This window comes from Patiriisocius marinus, from assembly GCF_008974325.1.
GTDB classification, from domain to species: domain Bacteria; phylum Bacteroidota; class Bacteroidia; order Flavobacteriales; family Flavobacteriaceae; genus Patiriisocius; species Patiriisocius marinus.
The window spans coordinates 178,961-194,540 of record NZ_BKCG01000004.1 but is presented as its reverse complement, the minus strand read 5'-3'; the positions used below and the strand labels follow the sequence as shown (position 1 = coordinate 194,540).

At 33.8% G+C, this 15,580-nt stretch carries 15 protein-coding genes; 6 read left to right on the top strand and 9 right to left on the bottom strand.

Annotation, left to right across the window (positions count from 1 at the left end; translation table 11 throughout):
- Position 1 precedes the first annotated feature (1 nt).
- The 3 genes from GBH57_RS09370 to rsfS form a co-directional block, all read right to left on the bottom strand.
- Positions 2–616 carry a lactate utilization protein B/C gene (locus GBH57_RS09370; protein WP_151674231.1) on the bottom strand — a complete coding sequence of 205 codons (615 nt, stop codon included), beginning with the start codon at positions 614–616 and terminating at the stop codon, positions 2–4.
- A gap of 107 nt (positions 617–723) precedes the next feature.
- Positions 724–2,697 carry an ATP-dependent zinc metalloprotease FtsH gene (ftsH, locus tag GBH57_RS09365; RefSeq protein WP_151674230.1) on the bottom strand — a complete coding sequence of 658 codons (1,974 nt, stop codon included), beginning with the start codon at positions 2,695–2,697 and terminating at the stop codon, positions 724–726.
- 15 nt (positions 2,698–2,712) lie between these two features.
- Positions 2,713–3,084, bottom strand: a complete 372-nt coding sequence (gene rsfS, locus GBH57_RS09360; RefSeq protein ID WP_151674229.1) for a ribosome silencing factor — start codon at positions 3,082–3,084, stop codon at positions 2,713–2,715.
- Positions 3,085–3,159: 75 nt separating this feature from the next.
- Here rsfS and GBH57_RS09355 point away from each other — a divergent pair, with 75 nt between their 5' ends.
- Entirely contained in the window at positions 3,160–3,900 is a 741-nt protein-coding gene (locus GBH57_RS09355; protein ID WP_151674228.1) for a biotin--[acetyl-CoA-carboxylase] ligase, read from the top strand.
- Here the strand turns inward: GBH57_RS09355 and GBH57_RS09350 are convergent.
- Positions 3,897–4,289: an SRPBCC family protein gene (locus GBH57_RS09350; RefSeq protein ID WP_151674227.1), complete on the bottom strand. Its 393-nt coding sequence runs from the start codon at positions 4,287–4,289 to the stop codon at positions 3,897–3,899. The two genes, GBH57_RS09355 and GBH57_RS09350, sit on opposite strands and share 4 nt — an antisense overlap.
- A 39-nt stretch (positions 4,290–4,328) precedes the next feature.
- A complete protein-coding gene (gene pyrE / locus GBH57_RS09345) occupies positions 4,329–4,973 on the bottom strand; it encodes an orotate phosphoribosyltransferase (protein WP_151674226.1) in 645 nt (214 codons plus the stop codon).
- Between the two features lie 8 nt (positions 4,974–4,981).
- On the opposite strand from pyrE, the gene GBH57_RS09340 reads away from it, so the two are divergent.
- On the top strand, positions 4,982–5,605 hold the full coding sequence (locus GBH57_RS09340; protein ID WP_151674225.1) for an NUDIX hydrolase: 624 nt from the start codon (positions 4,982–4,984) through the stop codon (positions 5,603–5,605).
- On the opposite strand, the gene GBH57_RS09335 is transcribed toward GBH57_RS09340, so the two are convergent.
- Entirely contained in the window at positions 5,573–7,378 is a 1,806-nt protein-coding gene (locus GBH57_RS09335; protein WP_235904681.1) for a M14 family metallopeptidase, read from the bottom strand. The genes GBH57_RS09340 and GBH57_RS09335 overlap by 33 nt on opposite strands.
- 81 nt (positions 7,379–7,459) lie before the next feature.
- Here GBH57_RS09335 and GBH57_RS09330 point away from each other — a divergent pair, with 81 nt between their 5' ends.
- A complete protein-coding gene (locus GBH57_RS09330; RefSeq protein ID WP_151674224.1) occupies positions 7,460–8,371 on the top strand; it encodes a T9SS type A sorting domain-containing protein in 912 nt (303 codons plus the stop codon).
- A 415-nt stretch (positions 8,372–8,786) separates the two neighbouring features.
- On the opposite strand, the gene rho is transcribed toward GBH57_RS09330, so the two are convergent.
- Complete coding sequence (rho, locus tag GBH57_RS09325) at positions 8,787–10,502, bottom strand: transcription termination factor Rho (RefSeq protein WP_151674223.1); 1,716 nt, start codon at positions 10,500–10,502, stop codon at positions 8,787–8,789.
- 200 nt (positions 10,503–10,702) lie between these two features.
- Between rho and GBH57_RS09320 the strand changes: the two genes are divergently transcribed.
- Both GBH57_RS09320 and GBH57_RS09315 read left to right on the top strand, forming a co-directional pair.
- Positions 10,703–11,113 (top strand): DUF4293 domain-containing protein, encoded by a 411-nt coding sequence (locus GBH57_RS09320; RefSeq protein ID WP_151674222.1) that lies wholly within the window; start codon positions 10,703–10,705, stop codon positions 11,111–11,113.
- A gap of 117 nt (positions 11,114–11,230) precedes the next feature.
- A complete protein-coding gene (locus GBH57_RS09315) occupies positions 11,231–11,836 on the top strand; it encodes a DUF1684 domain-containing protein (RefSeq protein ID WP_151674221.1) in 606 nt (201 codons plus the stop codon).
- Positions 11,837–11,861: 25 nt separating this feature from the next.
- Here GBH57_RS09315 and crcB read toward each other — a convergent pair whose 3' ends face one another.
- Together crcB and GBH57_RS09305 are read right to left on the bottom strand one after the other, a co-directional pair.
- Positions 11,862–12,233 (bottom strand): fluoride efflux transporter CrcB, encoded by a 372-nt coding sequence (crcB, locus tag GBH57_RS09310; RefSeq protein ID WP_151674220.1) that lies wholly within the window; start codon positions 12,231–12,233, stop codon positions 11,862–11,864.
- Positions 12,233–13,297: an SRPBCC family protein gene (locus tag GBH57_RS09305; protein WP_151674219.1), complete on the bottom strand. Its 1,065-nt coding sequence runs from the start codon at positions 13,295–13,297 to the stop codon at positions 12,233–12,235. The genes crcB and GBH57_RS09305 overlap by 1 nt, the downstream gene beginning before the upstream one ends.
- Positions 13,298–13,499: 202 nt before the next feature.
- Between GBH57_RS09305 and GBH57_RS09300 the strand changes: the two genes are divergently transcribed.
- Positions 13,500–15,542 carry a dipeptidyl-peptidase 3 family protein gene (locus tag GBH57_RS09300; protein WP_151674218.1) on the top strand — a complete coding sequence of 681 codons (2,043 nt, stop codon included), beginning with the start codon at positions 13,500–13,502 and terminating at the stop codon, positions 15,540–15,542.
- Positions 15,543–15,580: the final 38 nt, after the last annotated feature.

Sequence of the window (15,580 nt, the reverse complement as noted above, 5' to 3'; positions counted from 1 at the left end):
ATTATAAATCTTCGAGTAGCAGCAAATATAGGTTTTTTGTACTACTTCCGTAACTCATAAAATCCTTTTCTTTTCCAGTTTCGAAGTCTTGAATGGTGGTAATATTGCTTGGAATAAAGTTGTCGCATGTGTTTTTAATAATGCGTAAGCCTTCACTAATATTCTCTGTGAATTGACTGGTAGTGGCAAAAACAACAATATTGCTTGGTAGCTCATCTAGCTTTTTCTCTTTAATTTGTCTAGATGAAAGAAGAATTGATCCGTTATTACAAACTAGAGATTCACATCTGGTAAGAAAAAATGTAGCTTTTGTTTTCTTAATGAAATTTAAGTTATAGCCAGTAAATTTACTTTTTAAAGTTTCGTCTATGCAAAAAACATCATTTTCATACCAATCATTCTCTAAAAGGATATTGTCAAACGATTCACTAACCTCCGCCATATTTTCACAATAAAGAAACTTACCTCCATTTCGATTAAAGTTATAAGTGAACTTTTCATCGATAGGTGAGTTTTCTTCAGGGTAATATTTACCACGTGATGAACCTTTACCTTTATTGCTAGGTTGATTATCACTTTTGGTAATTCCTTTAAAAAGTCTATCAAAAAGACTCATACAGTGGGGTTATGAGGAGTTTAAATAAGTCTAAACCCAAAGATACTAAAATATTATAGAGAGTGTAATTTCTAAGCTAAAGTTTAACTAACAAAAACTAAAGCCAACTATATAGTAGTTGGCTCTTCAGTTTCTTCAGTTTTGTCAAAAGGTCTTCTTCCAAAAATCTTTTCAAGGTTATCTTTAAATATAACCTCTTTGTCTAGCAATACATTAGCTAGTTCTGTAAGCTTGTCTTTATTAACTTCTAGTAAATCTATAGCTCTTTGATATTGAGTTTCTATCAAATTAGAAATTTCTTTATCGATAAGTTCGGCTGTTTTTTCACTATAAGGTTTTCCAAAACTGTATTCTGACTGTCCGCTAGAATCATAATAGGTAAGATTTCCTACTTTATCGTTTAAGCCATATATGGTAACCATTGCGCGAGCTTGTTTAGTAACTTTTTCAAGATCACTTAATGCTCCAGTTGAAATTTTATTGAAAATAACTTTCTCAGCGGCACGACCCCCTAAAGTTGCACACATTTCATCTAGCATTTGCTCTGGTCTAACGATCAATCGTTCTTCAGGTAAATACCAAGCGGCACCTAAAGATTGCCCTCTTGGAACAATGGTTACTTTAACTAATGGTGCGGCATGTTCTAACATCCAGCTAACAGTTGCGTGTCCTGCTTCGTGAAAAGCAATTGCTTTTTTCTCACCTGGTGTGATAATCTTGTTTTTCTTTTCAAGTCCACCTACAATCCTATCAACAGCATCTAAAAAGTCTTGTTTTCCAACAGCTTTCTTTCCGTTTCTAGCTGCTATTAATGCAGCTTCGTTACAAACATTTGCAATATCTGCTCCAGAGAAACCAGGTGTTTGTTTAGAAAGGAAATCAGTGTCTAATCCTTCCTCTTTTTTTAATGGACGAAGGTGTACTTCGAATATTTCTTTACGTTCTCTTACATCAGGTAAATCCACGTAAATTTGTCTATCAAAACGACCTGCACGCATTAATGCTTTATCTAATACATCTGCACGGTTAGTTGCTGCAATAACAATTACATTAGAATTAGTCCCAAAACCGTCCATTTCAGTTAATAGTTGGTTTAGAGTGTTTTCGCGTTCGTCATTTGAACCTGACATATTACTTTTTCCTCTTGCACGACCAATTGCGTCAATTTCATCAATAAAAATAATTGATGGAGATTTTTCCTTTGCTTGTTTAAATAAATCTCTAACACGAGATGCACCTACACCAACAAACATCTCTACAAAATCAGATCCTGACAATGAAAAGAATGGCACTTTTGCTTCACCTGCAACGGCTCTAGCTAAAAGTGTTTTACCAGTTCCTGGAGGTCCTACTAGCAATGCACCTTTTGGTATTTTACCTCCTAAAGCTGTATATTTTTCTGGGAATTTAAGAAAGTCTACAATTTCTTGTACTTCTTCCTTGGCTCCTTCTAGTCCAGCAACATCTTTGAATGATGTTTTTACATCCACTTTTTCATCAAAAAGTTTTGCTTTAGATTTTCCGATATTAAATATTTGACCACCAGCACCGCCTCCGCCGCCTGCAGACATGCGTCGCATAATGAAAATCCAAATTCCAATAATTACAATAAACGGCAAAAGACCAACAAGAACCTCACCCCATACGTTTGACTCGGTTTGCCAAACTATTTGTGTGTCAATATTGTTTTCAGCTTTTATTTGCTTGAAATTGTTTTCAAAGTTTTGAAGATCACCAAATTCAAATTGATAGTTAGGATCATTAGGTCCTGGTGCTAAAAATCCTTTTGGTTTATTTTTTAAATGTTTCTCTTCGGTTAAAGCTTCAGGTGTTAAATATACCTGAGCTACTTTCTTGTTTACAATTTCAACTTTAGAGACTTCTCCGTTTCGCAGGTATTGTTCAAATTCTGCTTGAGTAGTTTTCGTTGCTTGAGACATGTTACTGCCGCCTGTAAAATAAAAAGCTAAAAAGAAAAATGCTAATGCACCATAAATCCAATACGCATTGAATTTAGGTTTTTTTAAGTCTGGTTTCTTGTTATTCTTATCTCTAGAATCTTGTTTTTTATCGTTTGCCATGTGGCTTGCTGTGATTTAAAGTGAAGTTTCGATTTTTACTGACTTAGCATCTCCCCATAATCCTTCGATGTCGTAAAATTCTCTAATGTGTTTTTGGAATACGTGAACTACTACGTGCACATAGTCCATTAATATCCATTCGCTATTATCGCTACCTTCAATGTGCCAAGCCTTTTCTTTTAAAGCTTTACTCACTGTTTTTTGTACCGAACTAACAATAGCATTTACTTGTGTATTTGAAGTACCATTGCAAATAATAAAATAATCTGTAACTGTATTTTCAATTTCTCTAAGGTCTAGGATTTCAATATCTTGTCCTTTTACCTCTTCAATTCCTCTAATAATATTTGTAATAAGAAGATCTGTATTCTTTTCTTTTTTGGCCATCCAACATATTTATTTATGCAAAGTTATTACTTTTTTGATTGTTTGCTTACTTTGCATCGCTAATAAAATCTTAATTTGTCACCTTACACTCTAATCAAACTTAGTGCCACCGCATCAACTAACACGTATCTCAAGGACTTGTCACGTGTAACTAAATTAAATGACGCCACCGTTGTGGTAACTAGTCATCAGTCTAAAGGTCGCGGCCAGCTTGGTGCTACGTGGTTTAGTGAGGATAAAAAAAGTTTAGCTTTTAGTATTTATAAGTTGTTTGAAGGGGTTGAGGTAAAAGACTCTTTTTATGTGTCTATGGCAGTTGCAATAGGCATAGCCGAAATTTTAAAAGAATTTAATATTTCAGGTATAAAAGTAAAATGGCCTAACGACATTATGTCACGTGGAAAGAAATGTGGCGGAATTTTAATTGAAAACTTTATTCAAAAAAGTGTAGTAAAAACCTCAATAATAGGAATTGGTCTTAATGTTAACAATGAGTTTTTCCCTGGTTTGCCTCACGCGTCTTCAATGAAATTGAGTAGTGGGCAACATTATACTATTTCAGAAATTCTTGATAAGATTATATGCAGGGTGTTGAAAAAGTTAGCATTGGTTGAAAGTGGCTTGTATCAAAAAATACATACCCAATATCACGAACTACTTTTTATGAAAGAAAAGATTCAGGTGTTTGAAGATCTTTCAAAAAATAGATTTAACGGTGTAGTAAAAGGTGTTACAAGCGATGGTTTGCTTCAGGTTTTATTAGAATCTGAAAACATTCAAACGTTCGACTTAAAAGAGGTGAAGTTTTGCCTTTAAACTGTTGTTAAGTTTGTCGCAAGTGTATCAATAAATTTAGATACAGGTCCTTTGACCATCATTGCCATCATCATATTGAATTTACCAGTAAAAACCAGTTCTACTTCAGATGTGTTCTCATCAATAGCTTCAACATTTGCAATTAATGTAAATGGAATTTTGTCGCTAATTGCTCCTAAGGTAACAGTATTTGGAGAATCTATTTCTTTGATTTCTAAAGCAATTTCGGGCATTCCACTTAAACCAAAAACAAAAGCGTTTTCTCTAATAACCTCAAACTTATTTATGTTTTCTGGCATTAACTCTTCAAAGTTTTTCACGTCACCTAAATACGTACAAACATCTGCTGCGCTTTTATTAACGGTTACTTTGTTGCTGTTTAATTCCATAGAAGTATTTTATTTAGTAGGTTAAATGTTAGATTGGTATTATCCATTTGGCCAAGCAGCAGGGTTTTCTCTCCAGTTGCTTAATGCCTCAGTTTGATCTGCAGTAATATATTGAGATTTTTCTGCGCTTAATAATAAATGTTCGTAGTTACTTAATGTGTTTAGAGTAACATTCGCATTTTTAAAATTTTCTTCTGAAATATCAAAACCATATGAAAAGATAGCTAGCATTCCTTTTACGTTTAGTTTAGCATCTCTTAAGGCATCAACAGCAAGTAGGCTACTTTTTCCAGTACTAATTAAGTCCTCTACAACTACAACTGTCTGGTTTTCTGAAACTGTACCTTCAATTTTGTTTTGTCTACCGTGTTTTTTAGCTTCAGGTCTAACATAGCAAAAAGGAAGATTCATGTAATCTGCAACAAGCATACCAATACCTATAGCTCCTGTTGCAACTCCTGCAATCACATCTGGCTTACCGTACAATTGTTCTATTTGGTTGGCAATGTGTTCTCTAAGGTAGTTTCTTATTGTTGGATATGATAATGTTATTCTATTATCACAATAAATAGGGGATTTCCACCCAGAAGCCCATGTAAAAGGTTCTTGTGGTTGTAATTTTATTGCGTTAATTTGCAGCAGTAATTCGGCTGTTTTTTGAGCAGTCTCCTTATTTAAAATCATAGTTGCAAATGTATAAAGTTTTCGTCAACGACGTGCCAATTATTTTATCTACTGAAAAAAAGATAGGTAAACAATACACAACCATCCCGTTAAAGCTTGTTAAGTTTAAAAAGCTGATTGAAAAAATTAATAGCGGAGAGCTTCGGTACATTAATTTATACCATAAAAATGAGGAGAAATTAGAGCAATTTCTATTAAAAAAGCTTCCGGTTGTTGAAGCTGGAGGAGGAATGGTGTTTAATTCTAAAAAAGAAATTTTATTTATTCGCCGAAACAAAAAATGGGATCTTCCAAAAGGGAAGATTGAAAAAGGTGAGACTCATCAAGAAGGTGCGATTCGTGAAACTGAAGAAGAAACAGGGGTTACGGGTCTTGAAATACGTTCGTTCATTACCAAAACATACCACGTTTTTAAACGTAACGGTAAGTTTAAGTTGAAAGTTACTTATTGGTATAAAATGTACAGCGACTTTGATGGTGATCTAGTTCCTCAAACTAAAGAAGGCATTACTAAAGTACGATGGAAGAACTTTGAAAAATCTCAAAAAGCCTTAACGGAGTCCTATGAAAATATCAAATTGCTTTTTCCAAAAGAGTATTTAACGACTCACCCTAACGATAGGGTATCTTAAATGTGCTTTTTCGTAATGAGAAGATTTTTTGTGTAGCCAGTCTAATTGTGCGTACCAGTTTTTCTCAAAATCTTTGTCGGTAGCTTTCTTGTTGTCAAATTCTATTTTTAGTGCTGGATTAGATTTCAATAGTTTATCAGCTTTATCTTCCCAAACATATGGGGAGAAACCTTCTTTTTGCTGAAGAATTGTGTCGAAAAAGTTCCAATTAAAAAAAGAATCTACAGCGGAAGGTTCTAGTGTTTCTAGTAGATAGCGAATTCCGTCTTGATGAGTGTTAACAATAAAATCGCCTTTTGTGAATTTGTTTTTTTCTTTAGTGGTTGTTGTTGAAGTATTGTAATGAAGGTAATGGCCTTCATAAGGAGAATTTCTAGTTTTATAATCATCTATATGGTACACTTCAACATCAATTAAAGTATCCTGAGTAATTTCTTTAACTGAAATATTATTGAGTTTTAATCTGTCCAGAATTTCCCATTGACCTCTAGGGATAATATAATATTCTGGAACTGTAATTGAATCGGTTGATTTGAAATAATTGTAATAAGTAACGGGTTTTGTAAATGGTTTAGTTCTGTCAAATTTCAATCTATTTTTTCCAGTAACATTGCTTTCTTGAATCTTTCCTTCGTAACCTTTAAATTGAAGGGTAGTGGTTTTGCTGCTATCAATCGCCCATCTAATTGGGTATTTATCTGAGGCTGAAATTCTATTAATATCATTTTTGTAAAATGTTTTTATTGTTTCGGCTTCCGCATCTGCAATTGATATAAAACTTTTCATTAGCTCATAGGTGCCTTCAACTCGTTGTTTGTATGGTTTTAACATATGTGTTTCAACCATCATTCCTAATGTGTTATATAGTGTTGTGTATCCAGTAGAATAACGTGGAGAATCCATAAATTGAGAGAAGCCTTTTACCTCTGGTTGTGTATTGAATACATTTACATAAGGTGTGATGTCCCAACCTTTGCTACTTAATGAATCTTCGAGTTGTGGCATAAAATTTCTGTTTAGGTATTGCCCCAATTCGCCTCCTAATTTATTGTGTTGTGTAAAAAGATGAGTTAAGGTGTATTGATAGTCTGCACCATTACTTACGTGGTTGTCAATAAAAAGTTGTGGTTTTATAGTTCTGAAAATATAGTTAAAGGTCTGTGCATTTTTCGTGTCAGTTTTGATAAAGTCTCTATTTAAATCATAATTTCGAGCATTTCCTCTAAACCCATATTCTAATGGTCCAACTTGATTTGTACGAGTTGTACTGTTTCTGTTAAGCGCGCCGCCTACGTTATATATAGGGATAATTGCGATAATAGTATTTTTGGGAGCATCTATATTTCCTTGGGCTAAATCACGAAGAAGGAGCATAGAGGCGTCAATTCCATCACTTTCACCTGGATGAATACCATTATTAATAAGTAGTGTGTTTTTGTATTTTGTTGCTAAAAATGCATTTTCAAAATCTTTGTCTAATTTATCTGTAGAGAAGGTAATTACATGTAATGGATTTCCACTATCGGTAGTTCCTACTTCAAAAATTTGAATAGATGGAAACGAATTAGCTAAATTTTTGTAAAAGTCTACTACATCACTATACTTAGCAGTTTCTTCGCCATTAGAGGTTTCGAAGAGTGTAGTGAGGTCTAATGTAGCATCATTTTTTGATGTGTGATTGCTGCATGAGCTTAATAATAGGGCAATTAACACAGGTTTGTACGGTGAAAAAAGCCTTAAAATGCTATTTGTGGTGTTTTTTAGTGATTTCACAGTTTTTTTGATTTTTTTTCTAGGATATTAAAATACCTTTTCTATATTTGTTAGACAATATTAAACTTTAAAATTACAATTATGAAAAAAATTACTTTATTAGCTGCTGCTTTTGCATTCAGTTTTGGAGCCGTAGCACAAACAGTTGTTATCGATCGTCCAGCTGATTCTACTCAAGGATTAATTTCTTCTAACGGGGATAATGATGCAGGTGTATTCTGTGCTGAGTTAATTGAGTTAGATTCAGATGTTGTTCTTGGAACTATCGCTGTTGAAGGTTTTTCTTCTACAGGTTTAGCTTTAGAGCCTTCTATGTCAGGACTTGACTTTTTTATCTATGAAGATGATGGTGATGTTCCAGCTTCTAATCCTTCTTTCGCAGGTGAAGCTTTAGTTGACCTTCCAGGTATTGCTGTAGGTGGTGGTGGATTTGACTTCTTCGATGACGGAGCAGGTGGAGTGCCAAACAACTTTAGAATTAATGTAACTGCTGCTAACGGAGGAACTCAGGTTACTCTTCCAGCTGGAAACTACTGGGTAGTTGTAGCTCCTGCAGGTGCTGGTGATTCTGCTGGTGATGTAAGATGGAACTGGTTAGGAAACTTAGGTAGCCCTTCTAGCGTTGAGCCTTACTTAATTGATACTGATGATTTATTTGGAGCAGGTGCAACAAACTGGACAAACATTGCAGGATTAATTGGTGAAGCTTTCCCAGCATTAAACGTAACTGTTACTGACGAAGCATTAGGATTAGGTGACAACGACCTTACAGGTGTTGCAGTATACCCTAACCCAGCTCAAGACGTATTAAATGTAACTCTTCCTTCTAACGTTGAAGTGAACTCTGCTACATTAATTGATGTATTAGGAAAAACTACTGGTGCTTCTTTAGAGAATGGACAAATGAACATCGCTGATTTAGCTGCTGGTGTTTACATTCTTAACTTGGACACTAACTTAGGTTCTTTTTCACAAAAAGTGATCAAGCAATAAGCTTAAGACTTAGAATAATATTAAAGCCCTGTTACTTTTGTAACAGGGCTTTTTTTATGTTTTAATCCTAGTCTTTAAGATTATCTTTCAATATTTATTTAATGAGGTAGGGCTATTATTCTATGTTTAATAGATTCAATAAAGTTTAATAAAACTCACATTTTATTTCAACAGGGGAATATTCAATATTTTTTTCAGTTTGAGTTACCTGTCTTTGATTGAGTTGCTACAGTTAATGTAATAATATACCTCTTTTAAGTTTCTTAATTGCATACTTACAAATACTAAATGTTTGATTTAGTTGTTAATAGGGTTTAGTCTAATATGATTTAAATGGGAAATTTATTAAAGCATAAAAAAGGCGCGATTCATTTAAGTATCGCGCCTTTTTTATAGAATCTAGAATTCTTAATTTCTATGCATTCATAGAGATTAGGAATTCCTCATTGTTTTTAGTTTGTCTAAATCTATCATTGATAAATTCCATTGCTTCTACAGGGTTCATATCTGCAAGATATTTACGCATTACCCACATACGTTGTATTGTGTTCTCGTCAAGTAATAAATCGTCTCTACGTGTGCTTGAAGAGGTAAGGTCTATAGCAGGGAATATTCTTCGATTAGAAATTTTTCTGTCTAATTGTAATTCCATGTTACCTGTACCTTTAAATTCCTCGAAGATAACTTCGTCCATTTTAGAACCAGTTTCTGTAAGTGCAGTTGCGATAATACTTAATGAACCACCATTTTCAATATTACGAGCTGCTCCAAAGAAACGTTTTGGCTTGTTAAGTGCAGCAGCATCAACACCACCAGAAAGTATTTTACCACTTGCAGGTTGAACTGTGTTATATGCACGTGCTAAACGAGTAATTGAATCTAATAATATAACTACATCATGACCACATTCCACTAAACGCTTTGCTTTGTCAATAACTAAATTGGCTATTCTAACGTGTTCTGAAGGCTCTTTGTCAAATGTAGAAGCGATTACTTCACCTTGAACATTACGTTGCATATCAGTAACTTCTTCCGGGCGTTCATCTATTAAAAGAATCATCTGATATACTTCAGGGTGATTAGCTGCAATACCATTTGCGATATCTTTAAGCAGCATTGTTTTACCTGTTTTGGGTTGTGCTACAATCATTCCACGTTGACCTTTTCCAATTGGTGCGAAAAGATCAATAATACGTGTTGAAATTGTGCTTTGTTTTTCAGAAATATTAAATTTCTCTTGAGGAAATAACGGTGTTAAATGTTCAAAGGCTATTCTGTCTCTAACAACATTAGGGTTTTGACCGTTAATTCTATTTACTTTAATTAGTGGGAAGTACTTCTCACCTTCTTTTGGAGGTCTTACTTCGCCAAGGACAGTATCACCACTTTTAAGTCCAAATAGACGAATCTGTGATTGTGATACATAAATATCGTCAGGAGATGATAAATAATTATAGTCACTTGATCTTAGAAAACCATATCCATCTTGCATAATATCAAGAACACCTTCGCTTTCAATAATTCCGTCAAATTCGAAATCTGGTTCTTTATAACGATTACGGGTATCTTTGTTTCCGTTATTGCGATTGTCTTTTTTATTATTGTTATTACGATTGTCGTTTTTTTGCTTGTTATCGCGTGGCGACTTGTTATCGTTAGATTTTTGACGATTATCGTTGTTTTTTTGATTGCGATTGTCGTTAGAGTGTTTCGGTTCTCTTTTAACGTTTGTGTCGTTAGTATTTTTAGAATCCTTTGAATCTTTAGAGTCAGTGGAGTCTTTAGTGTTCTGTTGTGGTCTCGGGTTAGCTTTTTTGGCTGGGCGAGGTTTGTTGTTTGCAGGACGAGGTTCTCTTTTCGGTCTTTCGTCTTTTGTTTTAACTTCAACAGTTTTTTCTACTGGTTTGGTGTCAACAGGTTTAGAAGCTTTAGCTTCAGTAGTTTTAGGAGCAGAAGGAACTTCCTCTTTAACTACGGCTTTTACCTTATTTGGGTTAGCAGCTTGATAGTCTAGTATTTGGTAAACTAGGTCAAGTTTTTTTAATGTTCTGTATTTAGGGACTTTTAGAGCTTTTGCAAGTTCCTGTAATTCAGGCAACTTTTTTGCTTTTAATTCTGAAATTTCTAACATTTAATAAATGATGATGTGAGTACTTAATTTTGTGAATAGGAGGAGTAATTTGTACTTCCTGAAAATTATTTGAAGATAAGTAACCTATATTGAAATGGTTACGGATATATACTGCAATTATACAATAAATTATTGAAAACTTCCATTATTATATTAGAAAAGAAATCTTATTTTTGTTTCTAATAAATTGTCAATCTCTAATGATTCAACGCATACAAACGGTATATTTAGTAATTGTTATTCTAGTGATGGCAGCACTGTACGTTTGGTTTCCTATTATCAACGACGCTGAAGGGGCTGTTGTTATAAGTAATAGTGAGCCTTTAGTATTTGGGATGATCTTTGGAAGTATTGTTTTGGCAATTGTATCAATATTGTCTTTTAAAAAGCGACAATTACAATTTGTAATTAATCGTCTTAATATCATATTAAACTTTGTATTACTGGGAGTTTTCGTATACAGATCACTTACTTTATCCGGAGAAACATTAGTTTCTGAGAAGGGTATTGGGGTGTTACTTCCCATCATTTCTATCGTTTTTTTAGTGTTGGCTAACAAAGCCATCAAAAGGGATGAGGACCTCGTAAAATCTGTCGATCGGTTACGTTAAAACGTTAACTTGGTATATTAGTGCAAAACCCTTACAGAATGCCATCTGTAAGGGTTTTATTATTTTGGATGTTTTGGAATTGGTTAGAATAAAAGTATTTTTAGAAAAATTTCATAAATGAAAAACGTTATTACTCTTATCATTTTGTGCTTTGCTGCTGTAGCATTTTCTCAACACGATACTGATGAAAATGATGCTTTAGCATATCAATTTTCTGAAAATGAAAAATTTGCTTCTCCTGAAACCACGATATTAACTCCTGAAGATTTTAAAGACTTTAAAGAACTTGACTTTTTTCCAATAAATCTTACATACCGAGTAACTGCTAATTTTAAACGAACTGCATCTGAAATCCCATTTTTGATGCCAACCACCACCACAAGACTTCCTGAATATGTTAAGTATGGTGAGGCTCATTTTGAAATTGAAGGTGTAGCTTATAAACTTAATTTATATCAAAACACTGCACTTGTAAAAGACCCCAAATATGTTGATTATTTGTTTTTACCTTTTACTGATTTGACAAGTGGAGAGGAAAGCTATGGTGGAGGTCGTTTTTTAGATACTAAAATCCCAAAGGGAAATACTTTGGTGCTAGATTTTAATAAAGCTTATAACCCTTATTGTGCATATAATAGCAATTATTCTTGCCCAATCCCGCCTAAAGAAAATCACCTAGAACTTGCGGTTAGGGCAGGTGTTATGGCATATGAGAAACATTAATTGAATTAATATTTCAAAATAATATTTAAGCAATTATTGTTTTGCTAATCCATATCCCTAAAAAGATAGCTGCAATTCCAAGAGTTAAACTTCCGAAAGTGTACAATAGAAAATTAGGGTAATCACCATTTTTTAAAAATTCCATATTTTCGAAAGCAAAGGCAGAAAATGTTGTGAATCCACCACAAAAACCAGTTGCTAAAAATAATAACAAGGATGTAGATAGGTTATGATTGCGCAAAAGCTCGCCTAAGAGTATTCCCATTAAAAAGCTTCCTATTACATTGACTGTTAGTGTTCCTAGCGGAAATGTGCTGTTGTTTAAGTAGCCGCTAATTAAATAACGTATGCCACTTCCTAAACCACCACCTAAAAAAACTAATAAAAATTGATTCATTATTGAGGTGTTTCAATTTCTAAAATAGGTAAATAAATTTCAGTAATCCAGTTCGAAGGATTAGGAACTTCTTTAGGGTTTGTAGCATACACTTCAAACATCTTTGCTGTTGGATGAGGTGTATACCCATTTTTAATAATAAAATTAGCTCCTTTAGTGTAAGCTTCTTGTAAGTTTTTATAATCTCCCTTTAAAATAACTTTAATGGTAGTAACAGGTTCCATATATCCAGAAATTACTGGACTACCATTAGGTGTTTCAATCTTCTCTCTTACTGGAGCTCCAGTAGAAAAAATTGCGGTTCCATTGCCTTCGTCTATTTGATTATAAACCGTAAATGTTGGTCCAGACATTGCAATATTATTTTGAGTCATAAAGCTAGTAACTTCATTCATTAATTGCCCCATTTTCATACCAACATCTTGAATTCTAGCGGCAGTGGTAGCGTATAAATAATAGCCGCCCCCGTATTTAGTAATGCCATCTACAGTAATTTCGAAACGTTGCATTTCATCTTTAACATCTTTTTCAAGATTCGATAGTCCTTCTTGGTACATTGTAGAAATACTAGTTTCTAAATCTTCATCCTGAAATGTCATAAAAACTTTTTCTAATAGCGATTGTTCACCTTTCATTCCCCATGTTACTTTGGTTTGAGATGGTGTGCCTTCAACAGGTTCAAATTTCCAAAATACATCACTTTTAGAATCTCCAATAGGTGTGTTGAAGGTAATTTTTTGTTCAATTTCTTTATTTGGGATTACTTTTAAAGTCTCCATCGAGCCATTTCCAACTTCCATATTATCACTAGTCCAAGAGTACGTTGCTCCTTCGCCTTCGGTTTTTTCCGCATATGTAATATTGATATCTGGATCTACTGTCATCCAAGGACCCCAGTTTTGCCAATTTTTGTAATCCTTTACATTGTCGTAAATGACAGATGCAGGTGCGTCCATTATTTTGGATTCGGCAACTTCATAAGTTCCGTCTTTTGTGCCAAAATATAAAGCACCTACTATTATGACAATTAGTAATAAAAAGAAAATATATTTTAAAAATTTCATAATCAAAGGGATTCATTAATATGCGGTAAAGATATGCAATTTTTGATTTTGAAAATTGCAAGTAATTTGTTTCATTTTTACCGAAATATTAAACATCTAAATACTTTAAAACCATTAAAATTTCCGCTTATAAACTGGAACCAATTTAAAGATATGGCTCGTTGATAATTTTGCTACATTTGTGAAAATTAAACTAGATATTATGAAACAATCATTGATTATCGCAGCAGCGTTTTCATCGCTAATGTTTTTTTCTTGTGGTGAGAAAAAAACAGACGAAACGGCTGACAATACTGAGGCGACAGCAAAAACAGAAAATTTTGATTATAACGTTGAGCAGTTTGGCGATATCAAAGTTTTACGATACCAAATTCCAAGTTGGGATAATTTAACTTTAAAGGAACAGAAATTAGTATACTACCTTACACAAGCAGGACTTGAAGGTCGTGATATTATGTGGGATCAAAACTACCGTCATAATTTAACAATCAGAAAAGCTTTTGAAAATATTTATACTACATACAGTGGTGATAAAGATTCTAAAGACTGGAAGAACTTTGAAATGTATATGAAACGTTTATGGTTTGCTAACGGAATTCACCATCATTATTCTAATGATAAAATGACTCCTGAGTTTTCAGCAGATTACCTAAAACAATTATTAGCTGATACTAACACGAAGTTAGAGGGTGAAGCCTTTGATGTGTTGTTTAATGATAAAGATATTAAAAAAGTAAACCAAGCAAAAGGTGTTGATAATGTGAAAATGAGTGCAGTAAACTTTTACGGTCCTAATGTAGGGAATGCAGATGTTGAAAAATTTTACAAGGGAAAAGAATCTCCTAATCCTGAAAAACCATTGTCTTATGGTCTTAACTCACAGTTAGTAAAAGAAAATGGAAAGCTTGTTGAGCGTGTTTACAAGTCTGGAGGTCTTTACGGTGCTGCTATTGATAAAATTATTATGTGGCTAGAAAAAGCACAAGGTGTTGCAGAAAACAAAGCACAAGGAGATGCATTAGGGCTTCTTATCAAGTATTATAAAACAGGTGATTTACAAACTTGGGATGATTATAATGTGGCTTGGACTGCTGCAACTGAAGGGAATATTGATTATATCAATAGTTTTATTGAAGTGTATAATGATCCTATGGGGTACAGAGGTTCTTATGAAACTATCGTGCAGATTAAGGATTTTGATATGTCTGAAAAAATGGCGGTTCTTTCAGAAAATGCTCAATGGTTTGAGGATAACTCTCCTTTAATGGAAGCGCATAAAAAGAAAAATGTTGTAGGTGTTTCTTACAAAGTAGTAAATGTGGCTGGTGAGGCTGGAGATGCTTCTCCAAGTACACCAATAGGTGTGAATTTGCCAAATGCTAACTGGATTCGTGCAGAAGTAGGATCTAAGTCGGTTTCATTAGGAAACATTATTAATGCCTATAATAATGCTGGAAGTAGTGGAAGATTAAAAGAGTTTGTGAATAGCGACGAGGAATACGAAATGGAAAAGGAGTATGGACAATTAGCAGATAAATTACATACGGCATTGCACGAAGTAATTGGTCACGCTTCTGGTCAATTAAATCCTGGTGTTAAAGAAACTAAAGAGACACTAAAAAACTACGCATCTACACTAGAAGAAGGTCGTGCAGATTTAGTTGGACTTTACTATTTGTACAATCCTAAATTACAAGAATTAGGTCTTGTTAAGGATTGGAAAAAAACTGGTATGACAGCTTACGATGGTTATATTCGTAACGGTTTAATGACACAATTAATTAGATTAAATTTAGGTGATGATGTTGAGGAAGCACATATGCGTAACCGACAATGGGTTTCTGCTTGGGTTTTCGAAAAAGGTGCTAAAGACAATGTTATCGAAAAAGTATCTCGCGATGGTAAAACATATTTCCAAATAAACGATTACGAAAAACTACACGGTTTATTTGGTGAGTTGTTAAGGGAAACTCAACGTATTAAAAGTGAAGGTGACTTTGCTGCTGTTGAAGCTTTAGTAGAAGGCTATGGCGTGAAAGTGGATCAAGCTATTCACGCAGAAGTGTTAGAGCGTAATAAGCAATTTACATCAGCTCCTTATAGTGGGTTTGTAAATCCTGTTATTACTCCATCAATGAATGATAATGGTGAAATTACAGGTTTTGATATTGTACAACCTACAACATTTGAATCTCAAATGTTAGACTATGCTAAAAATTATAGTAATCTTCCAGCGAAGAACTAAGCTGAAATTTTAATAAATTGAAAAGCCCGAAGATGACT

Excerpts from the sequence above, each read along its gene's own strand:
- GBH57_RS09370 (WP_151674231.1), bottom strand. The coding sequence starts at position 616 with ATGAGTCTTTTTGATAGACTTTTTAAAGGAATTACCAAAAGTGATAAT.
- ftsH (WP_151674230.1), bottom strand. The coding sequence starts at position 2,697 with ATGGCAAACGATAAAAAACAAGATTCTAGAGATAAGAATAACAAGAAA.
- rsfS (WP_151674229.1), bottom strand. The coding sequence starts at position 3,084 with ATGGCCAAAAAAGAAAAGAATACAGATCTTCTTATTACAAATATTATT.
- GBH57_RS09350 (WP_151674227.1), bottom strand. The coding sequence starts at position 4,289 with ATGGAATTAAACAGCAACAAAGTAACCGTTAATAAAAGCGCAGCAGAT.
- pyrE (WP_151674226.1), bottom strand. The coding sequence starts at position 4,973 with ATGATTTTAAATAAGGAGACTGCTCAAAAAACAGCCGAATTACTGCTG.
- GBH57_RS09340 (WP_151674225.1), top strand. The coding sequence starts at position 4,982 with ATGTATAAAGTTTTCGTCAACGACGTGCCAATTATTTTATCTACTGAA.
- GBH57_RS09330 (WP_151674224.1), top strand. The coding sequence starts at position 7,460 with ATGAAAAAAATTACTTTATTAGCTGCTGCTTTTGCATTCAGTTTTGGA.
- rho (WP_151674223.1), bottom strand. The coding sequence starts at position 10,502 with ATGTTAGAAATTTCAGAATTAAAAGCAAAAAAGTTGCCTGAATTACAG.
- GBH57_RS09320 (WP_151674222.1), top strand. The coding sequence starts at position 10,703 with ATGATTCAACGCATACAAACGGTATATTTAGTAATTGTTATTCTAGTG.
- GBH57_RS09315 (WP_151674221.1), top strand. The coding sequence starts at position 11,231 with ATGAAAAACGTTATTACTCTTATCATTTTGTGCTTTGCTGCTGTAGCA.
- crcB (WP_151674220.1), bottom strand. The coding sequence starts at position 12,233 with ATGAATCAATTTTTATTAGTTTTTTTAGGTGGTGGTTTAGGAAGTGGC.
- GBH57_RS09305 (WP_151674219.1), bottom strand. The coding sequence starts at position 13,297 with ATGAAATTTTTAAAATATATTTTCTTTTTATTACTAATTGTCATAATA.
- GBH57_RS09300 (WP_151674218.1), top strand. The coding sequence starts at position 13,500 with ATGAAACAATCATTGATTATCGCAGCAGCGTTTTCATCGCTAATGTTT.